Origin of the sequence: Nonomuraea sp. NPDC049421, assembly GCF_040677005.1 — a bacterium.
Lineage (GTDB): Bacteria > Actinomycetota > Actinomycetes > Streptosporangiales > Streptosporangiaceae > Nonomuraea > Nonomuraea salmonea.
This window is the reverse complement of sequence record NZ_JBFAQA010000042.1, coordinates 39,658-56,974: the sequence shown is the minus strand read 5'-3', so window position 1 is coordinate 56,974 and position 17,317 is coordinate 39,658. Positions and strand designations below refer to the sequence as shown.

The following is a 17,317-nucleotide window of genomic DNA, read 5'->3' as shown; positions in this document are numbered from 1 at the left end:
TTTAATTCGCAGTCATCACTGCTTTTGTGGTACGTTCACAGCCACTAACGCAACGATCACTGCGAGGTAGTCATGTCTGTTGACAGCTCCGGTGCCGTGTCCTCCGGCACCGCACCGCCCGTCGTTGGTCCGCACCGCCGGCCGTGGCGAGGTGCCTTCTCGTCCGTGACCGCCATCCTGGTGCTCTTCCTGGCCGCTTCCAGCGCGCCGTCGCCGATCTATGTGATCTACCAGCAGCAGTGGCGGTTCACGGCATGGGTGCTGACCGTGGTCTTCGCTCTCTATGTGTTCGGCCTGCTCGCCTCGTTGCTCGTCGTGGGAGCGCTGTCGGATCATCTCGGCCGTCGGCCGGTGCTCGCCGCCGCGATCGGGCTGGAGGCGGTCGCGCTGGTGTTGTTCCTGGTCGCGGGGGACGTGTTGGTGCTGTCGGCAGCCCGGGTGCTGCAGGGCGTCGCGACCGGGGCGGCGACGACCGCGCTGAGCGCCACCCTGGTCGATCTCGAACCGCGGCAGGCTCGCGTCCGGGCGGGCGTGGTCACGTCGGTGGCGCCTTTGACCGGGCTGGCTCTGGGCGCTGTCGGCAGTGGTGTGCTGGTGGAGTTCAGTCCGGCACCGACCCGGCTGGTCTACGCACTGCTGCTCGCAGGCATGGTGCTGGCGGCGGTTGTCGTGGCGCTCCTGCCGGAGACGTCGCTGCGCCGGCCGGGAGCGCTCGCCTCCCTTCGCCCGCGGGCGGCGATGCCCGCACACCTGCGCGCGGACATCGTCCCGCTGGTGCCGGCGATGATCGCCACCTGGGCGCTGGCCGGCATGTACCTCTCCCTCGGCCCGTCGGTCGCTGTGGAACTGCTGGGGCTGCGCAGCCATCTCATCGGTGGTGTCGTCGTGACGTTGCTGGCGGGCACCGGAGCGTTCGCGGTGGCCCTGCTCCGCTCCCGCCCGGCGTCCTCGCTGCTGGCCCCCGCCGCTGCGATGCTCGGGGTCGGCACTTTGATCTCGCTCGCCGGGGTGGCGGGCAATCTCGCCTGGCTCGCCGCGGCCGGCACTGTCGTCGCGGGCATCGGTTTCGGCGCGTCGGTGCTGGCCACGTTCGGCACTTTCGCCAGGATCGCCAGGCCACACGAGCGCGGCGCGGTCTTCGCCCTGGCGAACATCATCAACTACTTGGGCAACAGCGTGCCCGCCGTGCTCGGCGGCATCGCCGTCACCGCCCTGGGATTGAGGTCGGCCACCGTGATCTACGCGCTGGCGATCGCACTGATCACCTTCTCCGCCTTCGTTCTGCGCCTGAACCAGCTACGGGTCCAGTGCCGTATGGCCACGACTCCCTGCGACTGAGGCCCCAGCGAAGGCATCCCGACAATTTCCGGAAGTGGGGACGAATCATGACAACTACCCGCAGGATTAGGCGCAACCGGGAGGTCCGGCGGCCCGGTGGCACGACGATCCGCTACACGGCCAGCGGCCCGGAGCAAGGACCGACTCTGGCTCTCATCCACGGCTGGGCGTGCGACCGCCGCGACTTCGACGCGGTGACCGGCCATCTGCCCGACGGCCACCGGGTGCTGGCGATTGACCTCGCCGAGCACGGCGAGTCGCGGTCGGCGAGGGAGGTCTGGACGATCGAGGAGTTCGCCCGTGACGTCGGCGCGGTGCTGGAGGCCGAGTCGGTGGACAAGGTGGTCGTGGCCGGGCATTCCCTCGGCGGGGCGGTCGCCGTCGAGGTGGGTCGGCTGCTGCCCGACAGGGTCTCGCACGTGGTCGCCCTCGACGCCTTGCACTATCTGTCCCTGTTCCCGGCGATGAGCGAGGAGCAGGCCGAGGCGATACTGCGCGTGTTCAGGGAGGACTTCGCCGCGGGGGTACGGGGCCTGGTAAAGGGAGGCTCGCCGGCCGGGACCGACCCGGCTCTCAAGGAGGCCTACTTCGAGAAGATGGCAGCCGTGCGTCAGCCCGCCGGACTGCGTTCCATCGAAGGCCTGGTGCGCTGGGACATGGACGCGGCGCTGCGTGAGACGAGGCAGCCGATCACCGTGTTCGCGATCCGCGACCTCATCACGCAGGAGGCGATCGACCGCTACGGCGACCGGCTCGACATCGTGCTCGTCGATCTGGGCAGCCACCATTTCCCCGTGGAGTCGCCGGAGGACACGGCGAAGCTCCTGGCCGGCCTCGCTCCTTGAGCACGCCCGCGGGCAGGCCGGCGGGCCTCGTTCCGGTGGCGCCCCGAGGCCGCCGGTTAGCCCTGAAAAGGGTGATCGTGACTGGTTCGGATCATGACGCTTCCTGGAACTCGGCGCCGACTTGGACGCAGATACGTTGCCCAGGAAGGCGCGGTCCCACCCGCGAACTGCCCGACCCGAAGCGACGTGGTCCGTGTAGCTTTGTCCTCGATCACAGGACCGGCGGGCAAGCTCGCGGCCAGTCGATGCCCTCGGGGGAGAGCCGGTGATGATTCGAGGTCGGCAGGCCGAGTACGTGGCCGTTCAGCGGCTGCTTACGCGGGCGCGCGGCGGGGACAGCGGCGCGCTCGTCGTGCGCGGCGAGGCAGGCATTGGCAAGACCGAGCTGCTGAGACACGCCCGCGCCACCGCGTCGGGCTTCCGGGTGGTGAGCACGGCTGGCGTGGAGTCCGAGATCGGTTTCGCTTTCGCCGGGCTGCACCAGCTCTGCGCGCCGCTGATGGATCGCCTCGCCCGCCTGCCCGAACCCCAGCAGGCCGCCCTGACCGTGGCGTTCGGGCAGCGTCCCGGCGGGGCGCCGGACCCGTTCCTGGTCGCGGTTGCCACGCTCGGCTTGCTGGCCGAGGCCGCGGAGGACGAGCCGCTGCTGTGCCTGGTGGACGACGCGCACTGGCTGGACCTGGTCTCCGCGCAGGTTTTCGCCTTCGTGGCACGCCGGGTGCAGGCCGAGCGTCTGGCGCTGGTGTTCGGGCTGCGCGACCAGGTGCCCGCCTTCGAGGCTGCCAAGGTCTTCGCCGGCCTGACCGAGTTACGCCTGGATGGGCTCACAGACGCCGACGCGCGGGCCCTGCTGGGCTCGGCGGTCCACGCCCCGCTTGATGACAGGGTGCGCGAGCGGATCCTCGCCGAAGCGCGGGGCAACCCGCTGGCCCTGCTGGAGCTGTCCCGGCACGCCGCGCCGGCGGGGCTGGCGGGCGGGTTCGCCATGCCGGACGCGCGGAGCGTGCCCGGCCGGATCGAGGAGAGCTTCCAGCGCAGGGCAGCCGGCCTTCCCTCGCCCGTACAGGCGATGATGCTGATCGCGGCCGCCGATCCGGTCGGCGACGCGGCGCTGCTGTGGCGGGCGGCCGAGCGCCTCGGCATCGATGCCGAGGCGATCGCGCCGGCCGAAGCGGCGGGGCTGCTCGAAGTCGGCGCCACGGTGCGCTTCTCTCATCCGCTGGTGCGTTCGGCCGTCTACCGGGCCGCCGAGCCGGCCGAGCGCCGCCGCGCACACGGCGCGCTGGCCGAGGCCACAGACGAGCGGGCCGATCCCGACCGCCGGGCCTGGCATCGGGCGCGGGCAGTCCTGGGCACCGACGAGACGATCGCGCTGGAGCTGGAGCGCTCGGCCGGGCGGGCCAGAGCCCGGGGTGGTCTGGGCGCCGCGGCGGCGTTCCTGGAACGGGCGGCCGTCCTCACTCCTGACCCCGCCGATCGGGCCTACCGGGCTTTGTCCGCCGCGCAGGCCCAGCACGAGGCGGGCGCGTCGGACGCCGCCTTCGAGCTGCTGACCATCGCGGTGGCCGGTCCGCTGGACGGTCTGCATCGGGCCCGTGCCGAGCGGCTGCGCGCCCAGATCGAGTTCGCCCGGACGCGAAGCAGCGACGTGCCGGGGATGCTGCTCGACTCCGCCAAGACGCTCGCCCCGCTCGACCCCGCCCAGTCCAGGGACACCTACCTCCAGGCCCTCGAGGCGGCCATCCATGCAGGCCCGCTCGGGCACGGCCGCGGCGTGGTGGAGGTCGCCGAGGCGGCGCGCGACGCTCCTGCGCCGGCCGGGCCGCCGACTCCGGCCGATCTCCTGCTCGACGGGCTGGTGACCAGGTTCACCCGTGGGTACGAGGCGAGCGTGCCGGGCCTGCGGCGGGCACTGCAGGCGTACCGCGACCACCTGGGCGCCGACGACGCCAGCCGGCGGGGGCTGTGGGCGGCCTGCCGAGCCGCGTACATGCTGTGGGACGACGAGACCCTCTACGGGCTGACCACCCGCTTCATCCGGCTCGCCCGCGATGCCGGGGCGCTGTCCACGCTCGCCACAGCGCTCAACTTCCACTCGACCGTCCTGGTGCAGATCGGCGACCTGGCCCAGGCCGCCGGCCTGGTCGCCGACGTGGCCGCGCTCTCGCAGTCGACCGGAGCCCCGCCGCTGCCGCACGACATCGTCCTGCGCGCGTACGTCGGCCGGCGGGCCGAAGCCGTGGAGCTGTTCCACGACATGGTCCAGGAGGCGACCCAGCGAGGCGAGGGCACGGTGGTCACTCTCGCCAACTCCTCCATGTCCGTTCTGTACAACGGGTTGAGCGACTACCGCGCCGCACTGCGGGCCGCCTCGGTGACGTGCGACGCCGACGAGCTGACGCACAGCAGCGCCGCCCTGCCCGAGCTGGTCGAAGCCGCCGTCCGCGCCGGCGAGCCGTCGCGCGCCGCCGCCGCGCTGGAACGGCTCAGCTCCCGTGCCCGTGCCAGCGGCACCCCGCTGGCGCTCGGGGTGGAGGCACGCTCACGCGCGCTGACCACCACCGGGCCCGCCGCCGAGGACCTGTACCGCGAGGCGATCGGCCATCTGTCCAGATGCCGGTACACGACCTTTCTCGGCCGCGCCCACCTGCTCTACGGTGAGTGGCTGCGCCGTGAGGGCCGGCGTCAGGACGCCCGGGACCAGCTTCGCACCGCTTATGAGATGTTGTCCGACATGGGCATGGAGGCTTTCGCCGGCCGCGCCGCCCGCGAGCTGCGGGCCGTCGGCGAGCAGCCACGCAAGCGGGTGACGCAGCCGGCCGATGCTCTGACACCCCAAGAACTGCGCATCGCGCGGCTCGTGGCCGCCGGGGCGACCTCCAGGGAGGCCGCGGCGCAACTTTTCCTGAGCCCGCGCACCATCGACGCCCACCTGCGCAACATCTTCGGCAAGCTGGGTATCGCCTCCCGTCGCGAGCTGAGGTCCGTACGCCTCTCGTAGCCGAACGGGCTTCCTCGGGGTGCGTGACTGGAAAGGACCTGACCCCGGTGTTATGGTCGGCCCCCGCGCTGGAGCGGGCCTGGCGTGCCGAGCACCGGCAGCGATTCCCGTGGTTCACCGCCGACGGCGAGGCCATGACATGGCTGACCGACCGGCTCACCGACGGGCAGGCACGCGTCCTCGGGGCCACGATCCGCGAGATCGCGAGCCGGTGATGGATCTCCTTCCCGGTTCGAGCGCGTGCGGATGGGAGCCGCCACGCCGGTTCGGCCAAGTCACGCTGAAAAAGGTGACATAGGCGCCGTCGACCGCGTACGCGAGATTCTCAACCCCCTCAACGGTCGAGCTCAAGAGCGCAAAGCCTCGCCATCCGGGGTGCACGGCCGCATGAGCGGTCGCCGGCCGGTGACCACTTCGTAGATCTCATGGAGAGCGTGAAGAGCGTCGTCCTCCACGGAGCGCGCGTCGCGCCGCGCGACGTCGTTGATGGGCTGTTCGCGGCGCCCTTGTGGGTTCGGACGTGATATATACACCTTAAAGGGATGAACGAAATTCACGTTCGGCGCAGGTCGCCCTCGGACGCGCTCCCGCCGGCGCTCATCGGCCGCGACGACGCCATGGCCGCGATGGTCGCCGCGGTGTCGCAGGACGCCCTCGTGCTCGTCGAGGGCGAGGCCGGCATCGGCAAGTCCCGCCTGCTGGACGAGTGCCTGGCCGATCCCGCCTTACGCGGCCGTACCGTGCTGATGGCCGCCTGCCCGCCGCTGCGGGAGCCGTTCCCGCTCGGCGCGGTGGTGGACGGGCTGCGCGTCTTCGACGACCGCCTGGGCGAGCTGGCGCTGAGCCCGCTCGCCGGTGCGCTGCGCACGCTGTTCCCCGAGTGGGCGGCGTGGCTGCCGCCGGCGCTGGAGGCGCTGCCCGACCCGCAGGAGACCCGCCACCGGCTCTTCCGCGCGCTCGGCGAGCTGATCGACGCGCTCGGCGTGGACGTGCTGGTGGTCGAGGACGCGCACTGGGCGGACACGGCCACGCTCGACTGGCTGCTCACCCTCACCACCTCGCGTGGCCCCGCGCGCTCGATCGTGGTCACCTACCGGCCGCTCGACGTCGGCGAGGGCTCGCCGCTGCTGCGCCTGACCTCACGCCCGCCCAGGAACATGTCCTGGGACCGCATCGCGCTGGAGCCGCTGGACGTGCCGCAGACCGGCGCCCTGGTGAAGTCGATGTTCGCGGCCGCCGACGTGTCCGACCGCTTCGCGGCCTTCCTGCACGAGCACACCGGCGGCATCCCGCTCGCGCTGGAGGAGACCGTACGCCTGCTGCGCGCCCGGCGCGACATCTTCCGGTCAGAGACCGGCTGGCGCCGCCGCATCACCGAGGAGCTGCGCGTGCCGCCCACGGTGCGCGACTCCGTCCTGGAGCGCGTGACCCGGCTCGACCCGGCCACCCGCGCCGTGCTGGAGGCCGCCGCCGTGCTGGAGGTACCCGCCGGCGAGGCGCTCATCGCGGCGGTCGCGGACCTCGACGAGGCCGCCGTCCAGGACGGCCTGGCCGTCGCGCTCGCCTCCGGCCTGCTGCGCGAGTCCGGCCGGGGTGCGTTCTGCTTCAACCACGTTCTGGCCTCGCGCGCGGTCGCCGAGGCGACCCCGATCCCGTCGCGCCGCCGGCTGCACCACCGCGCGGCCCTGGCCCTGCGCGAGGGCGAGCACCCTCCCGTCGTACGGCTGTGCCGCCACTTCCGCGAGTCCGGCGACGTCGAGGAGTGGTGCCGCTACGCCGAGGCGGCGGCCGAGCTCGCCATGGAGGCGGGCGACGGCCACACGACGGTCGCCATGATGCTGGACCTGCTGACCGCCGCGGACCACCCGGTGGAGCGCCTGGTCCGCCTGGCGAGGCGGCTCGGCGCGGCCGTCTCCGTCACCGCCGAGCCGCTGCTGGGGCTGGGGGAGCGGGTGCGCGCCGCGCTGGAGGAGACGCTCGCGCATCCCGGGCTGCCGGCCGAGGCCAGGGGAGAGCTGGGGCTGAGGCTGGGGCGGCTCCGCTTTCACCTCGGCGAGTTCGAGGCCGCGATGGCCGGCCTGGAGGCCGCCATGCCGGATCTGAAGGACCGGCCCGACCTCGCCGTCCAGGCCATGCTCCTGCTGGCCAACCCGATGATCCGCGCCTGGCCGCGCGCCCGCCACCTGGAGTGGGCCGGCCGGGCGGAGCGGCTCTTCCCGCTGGTCAGCCTGCCGGTCGAGCGGGCCGCGTTCCTGTCGAACCAGGCCGCGGCGCTGCTCTGCCTCGGCGAGGAGGACGGCTGGCGCGTGGCGCGCGCCCTGCCCGCCGACGGGGACAGCCGCCTGGAGCGCCAGGAGATCGCCCGTGGGCGGCTGATGGCCGGTCAGTTCTGTACGTTGTGGGGCCGGCACGACGACGCCCGCGCCTACCTGGACTCCTCCGCGGCGCTGGTGGAACGGGCGGGCTACCGCCGGATCGAGGACGCGCTCAGGCTGGCGCGGGCGCACCTGGCCTGGCACGCCGGGCACTGGGACGGCCTGGACGACGTGGCGGCCGAGCTGGCCGGCTCGGAGACGGCCGATGAGGCGACCCGCCTGGAGGCCCGGATGATCCTCGGCTGCCTCGACCTGGCGCGCGGCGCCCCGCAGCGGGCCGAGCAGCGGCTGCGTGAGGTCCTGGCCGCCAGCCTGGCGCGCGGGCACGCGGACCCGTTCATCTTCCCCGACGTGGCCCTGGCCAGGATCCTGCTCGCGCGCGGCGAGCCGGAGGCCGCGCTGGAGATCACCGGGCCGATGCTGCAGATGATCGCCCGCAAGGACGTGTGGCTGTGGGCCACGGAGCTGCTGCCGGTCCACCTGGACGCGCTGCCGGCCGTCGGGCGGACCCAGGAGCGGGCCGGCCTGGCGGCGGCCTTCGCCGCCGGGATGGCGGGACGTGACGCTCCGGCCGCCGCCGCGGCGGTCGTGACCTGCCAGGCCATGGTCGCCGCCGACCCGGGGGAGGCGGCGGGCCTGTTCGGGCGGGCCGCGGCGATGTGGGCGGCGCTGCCCCGCCCCTACGATGCGCTGCTCGCCGCCGAGCGCCAGGGCCGCCGCCTGCTCGACGCGGGCGAGCGCGAGCGGGCGCTGACGGTGCTGGAGGAGTGCCAGCGGGAGATGGCCGCGCTGGGCGCGCGCTGGGACGCCGACCGGGTCGCCCACCTGCTGCGCGAGCAAGGGGTCGAGGTGGCCAGGCCGTGGCGCGGCGGGCGCAAGGGGTATGGCGACCGCCTGTCTCCGCGTGAGGTGGAGATCGTCCGGCTGGTGGCGCTCGGATGGACCAACAAGCGCATCGCGGAGAGCCTGAACCTGTCGCCGCGTACGGTGGAGCGCCACCTCAGCGCGGCCATGCGCAAGCTGTCGGTCACCACGCGCACCGCCCTGGTCACCACGGCCGCCGCCGACGGACTGCTGGACGAGACACCGACATAGATCGCTTTTCCCATTAATTGGGTGATTTACCGACTCGCGACGTCGGCCGGTCCGCCTGATCATGATCTTCATGCCTAATGATCAACCGGACATCCAGCCGGACGCCGAGCCCGACGCCGAACCCGATATCGAGCCTGACGCCGACTCGGCCGCGGTTTCCGATGAGGGCCTCCTGAGCGAGCCGGCGCCCGACGGCGCACACGAGCCGCTGTGAACCAGCACGTCGTGCGCCTGCCGTACAGGCGCGGTCAGAAAGCGGGACAGACATGACAATCCACTACCGGTTAGGCTCCGCACGCCTCCTGGTCACGGCCGGCCTGGCGCTGGCGCTGGCGGCGGGAGCCGCACCCGCCGCGGCGGCCCCGCCACGGGACCCCACCCCTCACACCACCGGACCCGCCGCCACAGCGCCTGAGGCGAGCACCTCGACGGTGACCCTGCTGACCGGTGACCGCTTCCAGGTCGACATCGACGAGCGAGGAGGGCAGCAGGTCAGCAGGCTCCCCGGCGGCGGCCCGGCCGGAGGCACGTTCTCCCAGTTCACCCTCGGCGGCGACACCTACGTCGTGCCGTCGGAAGCGGTGCCCTACCTCGGCAAGACCATCGACCTGCGCCTGTTCAACGTCGGCTACCTGGTACGGGCCAAGCTGGACGACGAGCGCAGCGCCACCCTCCCGGTCACCGTACGGGCCGGTCGCGCCCAGGCCGAAGCCCTGCCCGGCACCAGCGTCACCGCCGCCGCCGGCAGCGCGGCCACCGCGACGGTGACCAAGAAGGAGGCCCCGGCGCTCGGCAGGCTGCTGGCCGAGACCTGGCGCGCCGCGAAGGGCGACGCCGTCGGCACCCTGCCCGGGATCGAGCGGATCGAGCTGGCCGTCCCCGAGGGCGCTCCCGAGCCGCCGCCCTCGCCGCTGGCCGCCGACCAGCCCACCGCCAAGAAGGGCGGCGGGGAGCTGAGCTACCACATGCTGACCGTAGACTCCATCGCCAGGGACGGCACCCCCGGCACGATGATCGGAGCCGTCCAGAACGTCAGCGACGGAGCCCTGGCCACCTTCGCCTTCGCCTACCCCGGCGAGGGCAAGAAGTCGTTCATGGTGCCGGAAGGCACCTACAGCATCATGGCCAGCGTGCTCACCGCCCCGGCCACCGACCTCACGTCGGAGACGGCCCTGGTGATCGAGCCCGAGGTGTGGGTCGGCGCCGACACCAGCGTGGTGCTGGACGCCAGGAAGGCGGTCCGCTACCGGCCGGAGCTGGCCTCGCCGCCGCCGGCGCCGCTGATCCGTTCCGAATCCCTGTCATTCGTCCGCACCAGCGCCGCGGGAGACGAGACGGGCATCGGCCCCTCGGGACTGCTCGCGGGTTTCATCTGGCAGACCTACTCCGACCCGGTCACCGGCAATCCCGACCTCTACGTCACCCCGACCAGGCGGGTCAAGAAGGGCGACTTCAAGTTCACCGGCTTCACGCTGCTGGCCGAGAACGCCGACTCGGGGCCCGAGATGGGCGCGACGTACAAGCTGGTGTTCGCCTACGGCGACACCGTCCCGCGCGAACTGACGCCGGTCGTCAGGAAGTCGGAGCTGGCCACGGTGCGCTCCACGCTCTACAACACGGCCTCCGACGCCGCCTCGCCAGGACCCGTGACCCGGGGATCCACCGTGTTCCTGCCGTGGGGGTGGTCCGACGCGAGCCACGGCTACCTGCCGGCCGCCGGTGACCGCGTCGACTACGTCTACAGCACCAGGCCGAACGAGACGTACTGGCAGCACGTCATGTCCGCCGACACCAACGAGGTCATCCTCGGCGAGCGCCGCAAGCTGCGCCCCGGCCAGACGATCGAAGAGGTGTGGAACCTCGGCCCCCGGACGCCGTCGGCGGCGGCCACCTACGCGCAGGAGACCCTTCTCGGGATCGGCGGCCCGAGCAGCAAGGTGGACGAACCGCTGCTGCAGGTGTGCCTGGCATGCCGGCAGGGCTCGCTGGGCTCGGTCTACCTGAACGGCTTCGCCGACTCGGCGCCGCTGCACTCGACGTCGGAGGCGTACGCCGCGTCGCGGACCACGTTCTACCGGGACGGCAAGCTCGCCTTCGACCTCGGCGCCGGCGGTTACCGGCCCTACCGGCCGATGCCGTTGTCGCTGCCGCTGGCGCCGCGCCCGGCCGACTACCGCCTGGTGTGGGACTTCGCCGCCCAGGGCAATCCCCAGTCGCCGAGCCGTACCGAGTGGACCTTCCGCAGCGGCCCGCGTGACGCCGCCGCCAGGCTGCCCCGTACCGTGCAGTGCGCCGACGCCACGAGCCGGTGCTCCTTCCTGCCGCTGCTGTTCGTGCACTGGGACCTGTCGCTCGACCTCGACTCCCGGGCCAGGGCCGGGCGCCGGTTCGACGTCGCGTTCCGGGTCTCGCGCCAGGAGCACCAGGCCAGGCCCACCGGAGTGCGGGCCACGGTCGAGGTGTCGTACGACGACGGCCAGACATGGTCGGCTCCGAAGACCGCCACCGCCAGGCGCGACGGCACGTTCACCGCGCCGATCAAGCATCCGGAGTACTCCGAGCCGGTCCGCTGGGTGTCACTGCGGGTCAAGGCGCGGGCCGGTGACGGCAGCACCGTCACCCAGACCAACATCCGTGCCTACCGGCTCGCCGGCTGACCGGGAGACCTGACATGCGCACCCATCGATGGACGACGCTCGGGGGCGTGGCGGCGATGCTGCTCACCACGATCGCCCCCTTGACCCTCCTCACCACCTCCGCCGCAGCCACCGCCGCGCCGCCCGCCACGAGCGCGGCCTGCCCCCGCGACGCCAAGGACACCGGGCCGGCGACGTGCCTCCTGCGCGCCGGCACGGGAGGCGGCGACCAGCCGCTGCCGCGCGTCACCGCCGGCCGCGGCCCGCTGACCGCCGCAGACCTCCAGGAGGCCTACCGGCTGCCCGCGGACTGGCTGGGCGGCGGCCAGAGCGTGGCCGTCGTCACCCCGTACGACAACCCCGCGGCCGGGGACGAGCTGGCCGAGTACCGCAAGGCGAACGGCATGCCCCCGTGCGACGCCGACTTCCCCTGCTTCAAGAAGATCAACCAGCGGGGCGGCGACACACCGCCCGCCCCGAGCCCCGCCTGGGCGGTGCACAGCGGCGTCGGGCTGCAGCTCGCCGCGGCGGCCTGCCCGAACTGCAAGCTCCTGCTGGTGCAGGCCGACGACCCGTCGCCGGCCAGCATGGCGGCGGCCGTCGACCAGGCCGCCGAGCAGGGCGCCACCGCGGTCGTGCCCATGTGGGGCGTGGCCGAGTACGACGGCCAGAACGCCCTGGCCGCCCACTTCGACCACGCGCCGACCACCGTCGTCGCCCCCTCCGGCCAGGGCTTCAACAACGGCGGCCGCCAGATCCTGCCCGCCGCCTACCCGTCGGTGATCGCCGTCGGCGGTACCCAGCTCTACCGGGACTCCGCCACCACGCGCGGCTGGAACGAGTCCGTCTGGCGCGACACCGCCTCAGGCTGCTCGATGTACGGGACGCGGCCGGCCTGGCAGCCCGCCGGAGCGTGCGGAAGCCGGCGCACCGTGGCCGACGTCGCGGCGGTGGGCTCCGCCGACACCCCGGTCCAGGTCTACAGCACCAGTCTGGGCGGCTGGGGCACCGCCGCCGGCACCCCCGTCGCGGCGGCGTTCATCGCCGGCGTGTACGGCCTGGCCGGCACCGACTCACCCACCCCGGCGGGCCGGCGGCTCTACGCCTCCGCCCAGTACCTCAACGACATCACCGCCGGAAGCAACGGCGCCTGCGGCGGCGGCAAGATCTGCACCGCGGCGCGCGGCTACGACGGGCCCAGCGGCATGGGCACCCCCAACGGCACCGGCGCCTTCTAGGAGGACCCTGATGCGAACACCACGATCTCCCCGCAGGCGGCTGCGCAGTGCCACTATGAGAGCCACCGTCGCGGCCGGCCTGACCGCCCTGCTGAGCACCGCCGCCACCTCCGCCACGCAGGCTCCCGCCGCAGCCGGGACGGACTGCGTACCGACCTGGACGATGCTCGACTCGCCCGCCGGCGAGGGTGTCGTCGACGTCGATGTGATCTCACGTGACGACGTGCGCTTCTCCGAGCAACTCGGCGAGGGCGCCAGGTCGCTGCGCTGGAACGGCCGCAAGCTGGTCGAGAACGGCCCCCAGATCCCCGTGCCCCCGCGTACCGGGAGCCTCTTCCAGGTGGGCGCCGGCTCGTTCACCGCCGGCGGCGGCTGGTCGCTGGTCAACCTGCACGGCGCCTACCAGCCGGACGGGACGGGCGTGCTGGCCCGCCTCGACCGCGACCGCTGGACGCTCACCCCGGCGGGCGCGGCGCAGAGCCCGGAGGCCGGACCGTCCTGGCTGGCGGACGTCGCCACGGTGAACTCCTCCCAGGCGTGGGCGGTGGGCCGCGTCGACGGGCCGGCCGGCGGCGCGCTCATCCAGCGCTGGGACGGCACCGAATGGACGAGCGCCGACCACCCCGCGGCCCGCCGCGCCGCCGCCGCCCTGACGTCGGTGAAGGCGGTGCCGGGCGGCGGCGTCTGGGCCGCCGGCTTCCAGAAGAACGAGCAGACAGGCTCGTACCAGCCGATGGTCCTGCGCCACGACGGGGCGGCCTGGGCCGACGTCGCGCTGCCCGACCCCGGCGTGCAAGGGATGCTGTACGCGCTCGACGCCTCCGGCCCCGACGACGTCTGGGTCGCCGGCATCTCCGGCAGCCAGAGCAGCCCGAGGCCGCTCCTGCTCCACTGGGACGGCCAGAGCTGGACCACCGTCCCCGCGCCCGAGCCGGGCCCCTACGGCGGCGACATCTTCAAGCTGTACGCCCCCGCCCCAGGCCAGCTGTGGGCCCTGACCAACGACAGCAGCATGGGCGTCTTCCACGTGCAGCACTGGGACGGCGCCTCCTGGCAGGAGGCCAAGCCCCAGGGCGAGCAGCCGGAGGCGTTCGGCTTCATCTTCCACGACGTGGACGGCAGCGGCCCCGACGACGTCTGGGTGACCGGCACCTCCACCCGGACCGAGCCCTCCGACATCGGCTACCCGGAGCTGCTGCCGCGCCGCCTGATCGCCCACCTGAGCTGCGGGAGAAAGTGACATGAGAGTTCCCCGAAAGTCACCCGCCCTGGCGTGCGCCCTGACCCTGCTGGCCACCGCCCTGTCGGGCGCCGTCCCCGCACAGGCCGCCGCGGACGACCCGGTGATCGCGCCGGAGGTGCTGGCCGGCTTCGACGCGCGCCCCACCACGGACTTCTGGGTGCGCATGTCGGGCAAGGCCGACCTCGCCCCCGCCAAGAAGATCGCCGGCCGCACCGCCCGCGGCCGGGACGTGGTCGAGCGGCTGCACGCCAGAGCCGACCGCGACCAGGAGCCGCTGCGCAAACTGCTCAAGGCGGAAGGAGTGAAGTCCACGGCGTACTGGGTCACCAACGCCGTCTACGTCAAGAACGCCTCGCAGGCGCTGGCCAAGAAGATCGCGAAGTTACCCGGGGTCGAGGAGATCCGCGCGCCCGTCACGTACACCATCCCCGAGCCGACCCGCAGCACGCCCGCCGGGGCAGCCGCGGCGACGAGCCTCGCCTGGGGCGTGTCCAACATCAACGCCGACGACGTGTGGGAGCGGACCGGCCGCCGCGGCGAGGACATCGTCATCGCCAACATCGACTCCGGCGTCCAGTACGACCACCCCGCCCTGGTCAAGAGCTACCGGGGCAGCAACGCGGACGGCACCTTCACCCACGACTACAACTGGTACGACCCGCTCAGGGAGTGCCCGAGCGACGCGCCGTGCGACAACAACTCCCACGGCACCCACACCATGGGCACCATGGCCGGCGACGACGGCCAGGGCAACCAGATCGGCGTCGCCCCCGGCGTGCGCTGGATCGCCGCCAAGGGCTGCACCACCAGCCAATGCTCGGAGGAGGCCCTCGTCGCGTCCTCGCAGTGGATGCTCGCGCCCACCGACTCCACCGGCGCCGACCCCGACGCGTCCAAGCGCCCGCACATCGTCAACAACTCGTGGGGCGCGAGCCTGACCACCCAGCCGTTCATGGAGGACATCCAGCTCGCCTGGGCGGCCTCCGGCATCATGGGCATCTGGTCCAATGGCAACGACGGCCCCGGCTGCCAGACCTCAGGATCGCCCGGCGGGCGCATCATCAACTACTCGGTCGGCGCGTACGACGTCGACAACAAGATCGCGAGCTTCTCCAGCCGCGGTCCCGGCCAGGACGGCGAGATCAAGCCGAACATCTCCGCACCGGGCGTGAACGTCCGCTCCTCGGTGCCCGGCGGCTCCTACGCCTTCTACAACGGCACCTCGATGGCGGCGCCGCACGTCGCGGGAGCGGTCGCGCTGCTGTGGTCGGCCCGCCCCGAGTACGTACGCGACACCGCGGCCACCCGCCTGCTGCTCGACCTGTCGGCCATCGACACCGACGACACCACCTGCGGCGGCACCGCGGCCGACAACGCCGTCCACGGCGAAGGCCGCCTCGACGCCCTGGCCCTGGTCGAGGCCGGGACGCGCGGCACCGCCACGCTGTCCGGCACCGTCACGGACGCCACCACCGGCCGGCCGGTCGAGGGCGCCACCGTCACCCTCACCGGCCCGCTCACCCGCAGCTCCACCCTCGACGCCGAAGGCACCTACCGCTACACCCTCGTCGCGGGGGAGTACCAGCTCAAGGCCGAGGCGTTCGGCTACCGGACCACGACCAGAACCGCCACCCTGACCAAGGACGGCTCCCTCACCCTGGACGTCGCCCTGCCGCAGACCGAGCGGATCGACCTGACCGGCACCGTCTCCGACGCCTCCGGCCTCGGCCGCGGGCTCGCCGCCCAGATCACCGCCGACGACGGCAAGGGCCACACATGGAACGCCGAGTCCGACCCCGACACCGGCGCCTACACCCTGTCCCTGCTCCCTTCGATGACCTACACCCTCACCACCCGCGCGACGGAGCCCGGCTACGACCCGTCCGTCCAGCAGGTCACCATGGGTGAGACGGGCCGGCGGCTCGACCTCGGCCTGACCGTCTCCCTGTCCTGCGTCGCCCGCGGCTACGAGGTGATCCGCGACGGCAGCACCGAGCCGTTCGACGCCGCCACGGCGCCCAAGGGCTGGACGGTCACCAACCTCGACCCCCGCATCCCCAACTACGCCCACCAGCCCGGCTGGGTCTTCACCGACGCCGGCGGCCGCGGCAACCACACCGGCGGCGCGGGCGGGTTCGCCATCGTCGACTCCCTGCACTCCGGCAAGGGGCACCTCCAGGACACCTACCTGACCAGCCCCTCCTACGACCTGACCGGCCGGACCTCGGCGACCCTGGAGTTCGCCCACGACCTGAAGCCGGCCGTCAACTCCACGACCGGCGTCGACCTCAGCGTTGACGGGGGCCGTACCTGGAAGACCGTGTGGTCGGCCAAGGGCTTCCCCGGCGCTCCCGGACCGGCCGTCCACGTCATCCCGCTGCCGGACGCGGCCGGACAGGCCGACGTACGGCTCCGCCTCCACTACCGGGGCCAGCTGTCCGGCTGGTGGGCCGTCGACGACGTGTTCGTCGGCGACCGCACCTGCCGCCCCGCGACAACCTGACCCTGCCTTCGCACGCCGCTGCCCCCCGCACGCCGCTGCCCTCGCGCCGGCTCGGCACCCCGCCGCCCTCGCCGAGGGACCGTACGATCTTCTGTGACAGAGCCGAAGACCGTGCAGTCCCTCAGCGTGTCGCCGTCGAGGGGCAGGGCCTACAGTCGGCACCACGCGCGCAGGGCGGCGACGTACGCGGTGGTGCCGGCGATCGCCATCCCGGACGGGGACGCCTCGCTGATGGGCCAGGTGACCAGGGGGTTGGTGTAGCGGCCGCCGTCGGTGTCGCCCTCGGCCTCGCCTTCGACTTCGGCCAGCCGTAATCGCGTCCGGGCGAGCCGGACGATGCGGTTGTCGGTGGTGAAGTCGGGCGAGGCGGCTGCCCGGCCAGGATGGTGTCGATGGGTGTGAGCCGGTCGATCTCCGAGACTTTTGACGCCCGTGGTAAAGCCGTTGAGATCGTCGGCGGTGTGGTCCTTGGAACCCTCCTACACGTCGAACGGGTCGTCGGAGACGATATGAATCGCAGCCTCCTCCGCGGAGGCGCCCGCTCGGTCGATGCCGACGTCCTCGGCCCGCAGATCCGATGACGGGTCGTCGGCATCTTGGGCGGCCCAGACGAGCCGCCCTGCCCTCAGATAACCGACTTGGTCGTCGATGAGTTCGCCGTCAGTGTCGGATGCGTCACCGATCCCGTCACCGGTCTCCTCAGCTTCGATGTCGGGAACCTCATGGGCGAGTCTCTGGCTGAAAGGTTCGTGGGTGCGAGCTTCGTCGGCGGTCAGCCCCCAGGCCAGGCTTCCGATGGGGCGATCCACCGGCAGATAGCCAGGGCTGTCGAAGTCCTCGCCGAGTTCGTCGTCATCGAGACTCTCCTCTGGCGGCAGCAGTCCGGGGACGTAGTCGTCCATTGTTTCTCCTCTGAGTGGGTTGCCCGGTCGGCTGGACCGGGCAAGCTGTTCCAGCGAGTGTTTTCGAGAAGCGTGGCGCTGTCGGGTACGTGCGCTTTCCGCAGGAGGGTCGAGATCGTCCTGGCATCGTAGCGCTTTTAG

The 17,317-nt window shown here is 72.6% G+C and carries 12 protein-coding genes; 11 read left to right on the top strand and 1 reads right to left on the bottom strand.

The genetic code is table 11. The annotated features are described in order from the left end of the window. The first annotated feature begins 165 nt into the window (after nucleotides 1-165). The 11 genes from AB0K18_RS45410 (at nucleotide 166) to AB0K18_RS45360 (ending at nucleotide 16,535) form a co-directional block, all read left to right on the top strand. Nucleotides 166-1,338 carry an MFS transporter gene (locus AB0K18_RS45410; protein ID WP_364927837.1) on the top strand — a complete coding sequence of 391 codons (1,173 nt, stop codon included), beginning with the start codon at nucleotides 166-168 and terminating at the stop codon, nucleotides 1,336-1,338. A gap of 47 nt (nucleotides 1,339-1,385) precedes the next feature. Then, on the top strand, nucleotides 1,386-2,183 hold the full coding sequence (locus AB0K18_RS45405; RefSeq protein WP_364927834.1) for an alpha/beta fold hydrolase: 798 nt from the start codon (nucleotides 1,386-1,388) through the stop codon (nucleotides 2,181-2,183). Between the two features lie 268 nt (nucleotides 2,184-2,451). Then, nucleotides 2,452-5,184: an AAA family ATPase gene (locus AB0K18_RS45400; RefSeq protein WP_364927898.1), complete on the top strand. Its 2,733-nt coding sequence runs from the start codon at nucleotides 2,452-2,454 to the stop codon at nucleotides 5,182-5,184. A gap of 23 nt (nucleotides 5,185-5,207) precedes the next feature. Next, nucleotides 5,208-5,399, top strand: coding sequence for a hypothetical protein (locus AB0K18_RS45395; protein WP_364927831.1), 192 nt, complete (start codon nucleotides 5,208-5,210; stop codon nucleotides 5,397-5,399). Nucleotides 5,400-5,726: 327 nt separating this feature from the next. Continuing rightward, on the top strand, nucleotides 5,727-8,654 hold the full coding sequence (locus tag AB0K18_RS45390) for a LuxR C-terminal-related transcriptional regulator (RefSeq protein WP_364927828.1): 2,928 nt from the start codon (nucleotides 5,727-5,729) through the stop codon (nucleotides 8,652-8,654). Nucleotides 8,655-8,724: 70 nt separating this feature from the next. Continuing rightward, complete coding sequence (locus tag AB0K18_RS45385) at nucleotides 8,725-8,868, top strand: hypothetical protein (protein WP_364927825.1); 144 nt, start codon at nucleotides 8,725-8,727, stop codon at nucleotides 8,866-8,868. A gap of 52 nt (nucleotides 8,869-8,920) precedes the next feature. Next, entirely contained in the window at nucleotides 8,921-11,311 is a 2,391-nt protein-coding gene (locus AB0K18_RS45380) for a hypothetical protein (protein ID WP_364927822.1), read from the top strand. A gap of 14 nt (nucleotides 11,312-11,325) precedes the next feature. After that, nucleotides 11,326-12,528, top strand: a complete 1,203-nt coding sequence (locus tag AB0K18_RS45375) for a hypothetical protein (protein WP_364927819.1) — start codon at nucleotides 11,326-11,328, stop codon at nucleotides 12,526-12,528. 55 nt (nucleotides 12,529-12,583) lie between these two features. Then, the gene (locus AB0K18_RS45370) at nucleotides 12,584-13,768 is read left to right on the top strand and encodes a hypothetical protein (protein WP_364927816.1); all 1,185 of its coding nucleotides are present in this window, start codon (nucleotides 12,584-12,586) and stop codon (nucleotides 13,766-13,768) included. A gap of 1 nt (nucleotide 13,769) precedes the next feature. Continuing rightward, entirely contained in the window at nucleotides 13,770-16,274 is a 2,505-nt protein-coding gene (locus AB0K18_RS45365; RefSeq protein WP_364927813.1) for a S8 family serine peptidase, read from the top strand. Between the two features lie 93 nt (nucleotides 16,275-16,367). Beyond that, nucleotides 16,368-16,535, top strand: a complete 168-nt coding sequence (locus AB0K18_RS45360) for a hypothetical protein (protein WP_364927810.1) — start codon at nucleotides 16,368-16,370, stop codon at nucleotides 16,533-16,535. Between the two features lie 218 nt (nucleotides 16,536-16,753). On the opposite strand, the gene AB0K18_RS45355 is transcribed toward AB0K18_RS45360, so the two are convergent. Continuing rightward, the gene (locus AB0K18_RS45355; RefSeq protein WP_364927808.1) at nucleotides 16,754-17,176 is read right to left on the bottom strand and encodes a DUF5709 domain-containing protein; all 423 of its coding nucleotides are present in this window, start codon (nucleotides 17,174-17,176) and stop codon (nucleotides 16,754-16,756) included. Nucleotides 17,177-17,317: the final 141 nt, after the last annotated feature.

Excerpts from the sequence above, each read along its gene's own strand:
- AB0K18_RS45405 (WP_364927834.1), top strand. The coding sequence starts at position 1,386 with ATGACAACTACCCGCAGGATTAGGCGCAACCGGGAGGTCCGGCGGCCC.
- AB0K18_RS45400 (WP_364927898.1), top strand. The coding sequence starts at position 2,452 with ATGATTCGAGGTCGGCAGGCCGAGTACGTGGCCGTTCAGCGGCTGCTT.
- AB0K18_RS45390 (WP_364927828.1), top strand. The coding sequence starts at position 5,727 with ATGAACGAAATTCACGTTCGGCGCAGGTCGCCCTCGGACGCGCTCCCG.
- AB0K18_RS45385 (WP_364927825.1), top strand. The coding sequence starts at position 8,725 with ATGCCTAATGATCAACCGGACATCCAGCCGGACGCCGAGCCCGACGCC.
- AB0K18_RS45380 (WP_364927822.1), top strand. The coding sequence starts at position 8,921 with ATGACAATCCACTACCGGTTAGGCTCCGCACGCCTCCTGGTCACGGCC.
- AB0K18_RS45375 (WP_364927819.1), top strand. The coding sequence starts at position 11,326 with ATGCGCACCCATCGATGGACGACGCTCGGGGGCGTGGCGGCGATGCTG.
- AB0K18_RS45370 (WP_364927816.1), top strand. The coding sequence starts at position 12,584 with ATGAGAGCCACCGTCGCGGCCGGCCTGACCGCCCTGCTGAGCACCGCC.
- AB0K18_RS45365 (WP_364927813.1), top strand. The coding sequence starts at position 13,770 with ATGAGAGTTCCCCGAAAGTCACCCGCCCTGGCGTGCGCCCTGACCCTG.
- AB0K18_RS45355 (WP_364927808.1), bottom strand. The coding sequence starts at position 17,176 with ATGGACGACTACGTCCCCGGACTGCTGCCGCCAGAGGAGAGTCTCGAT.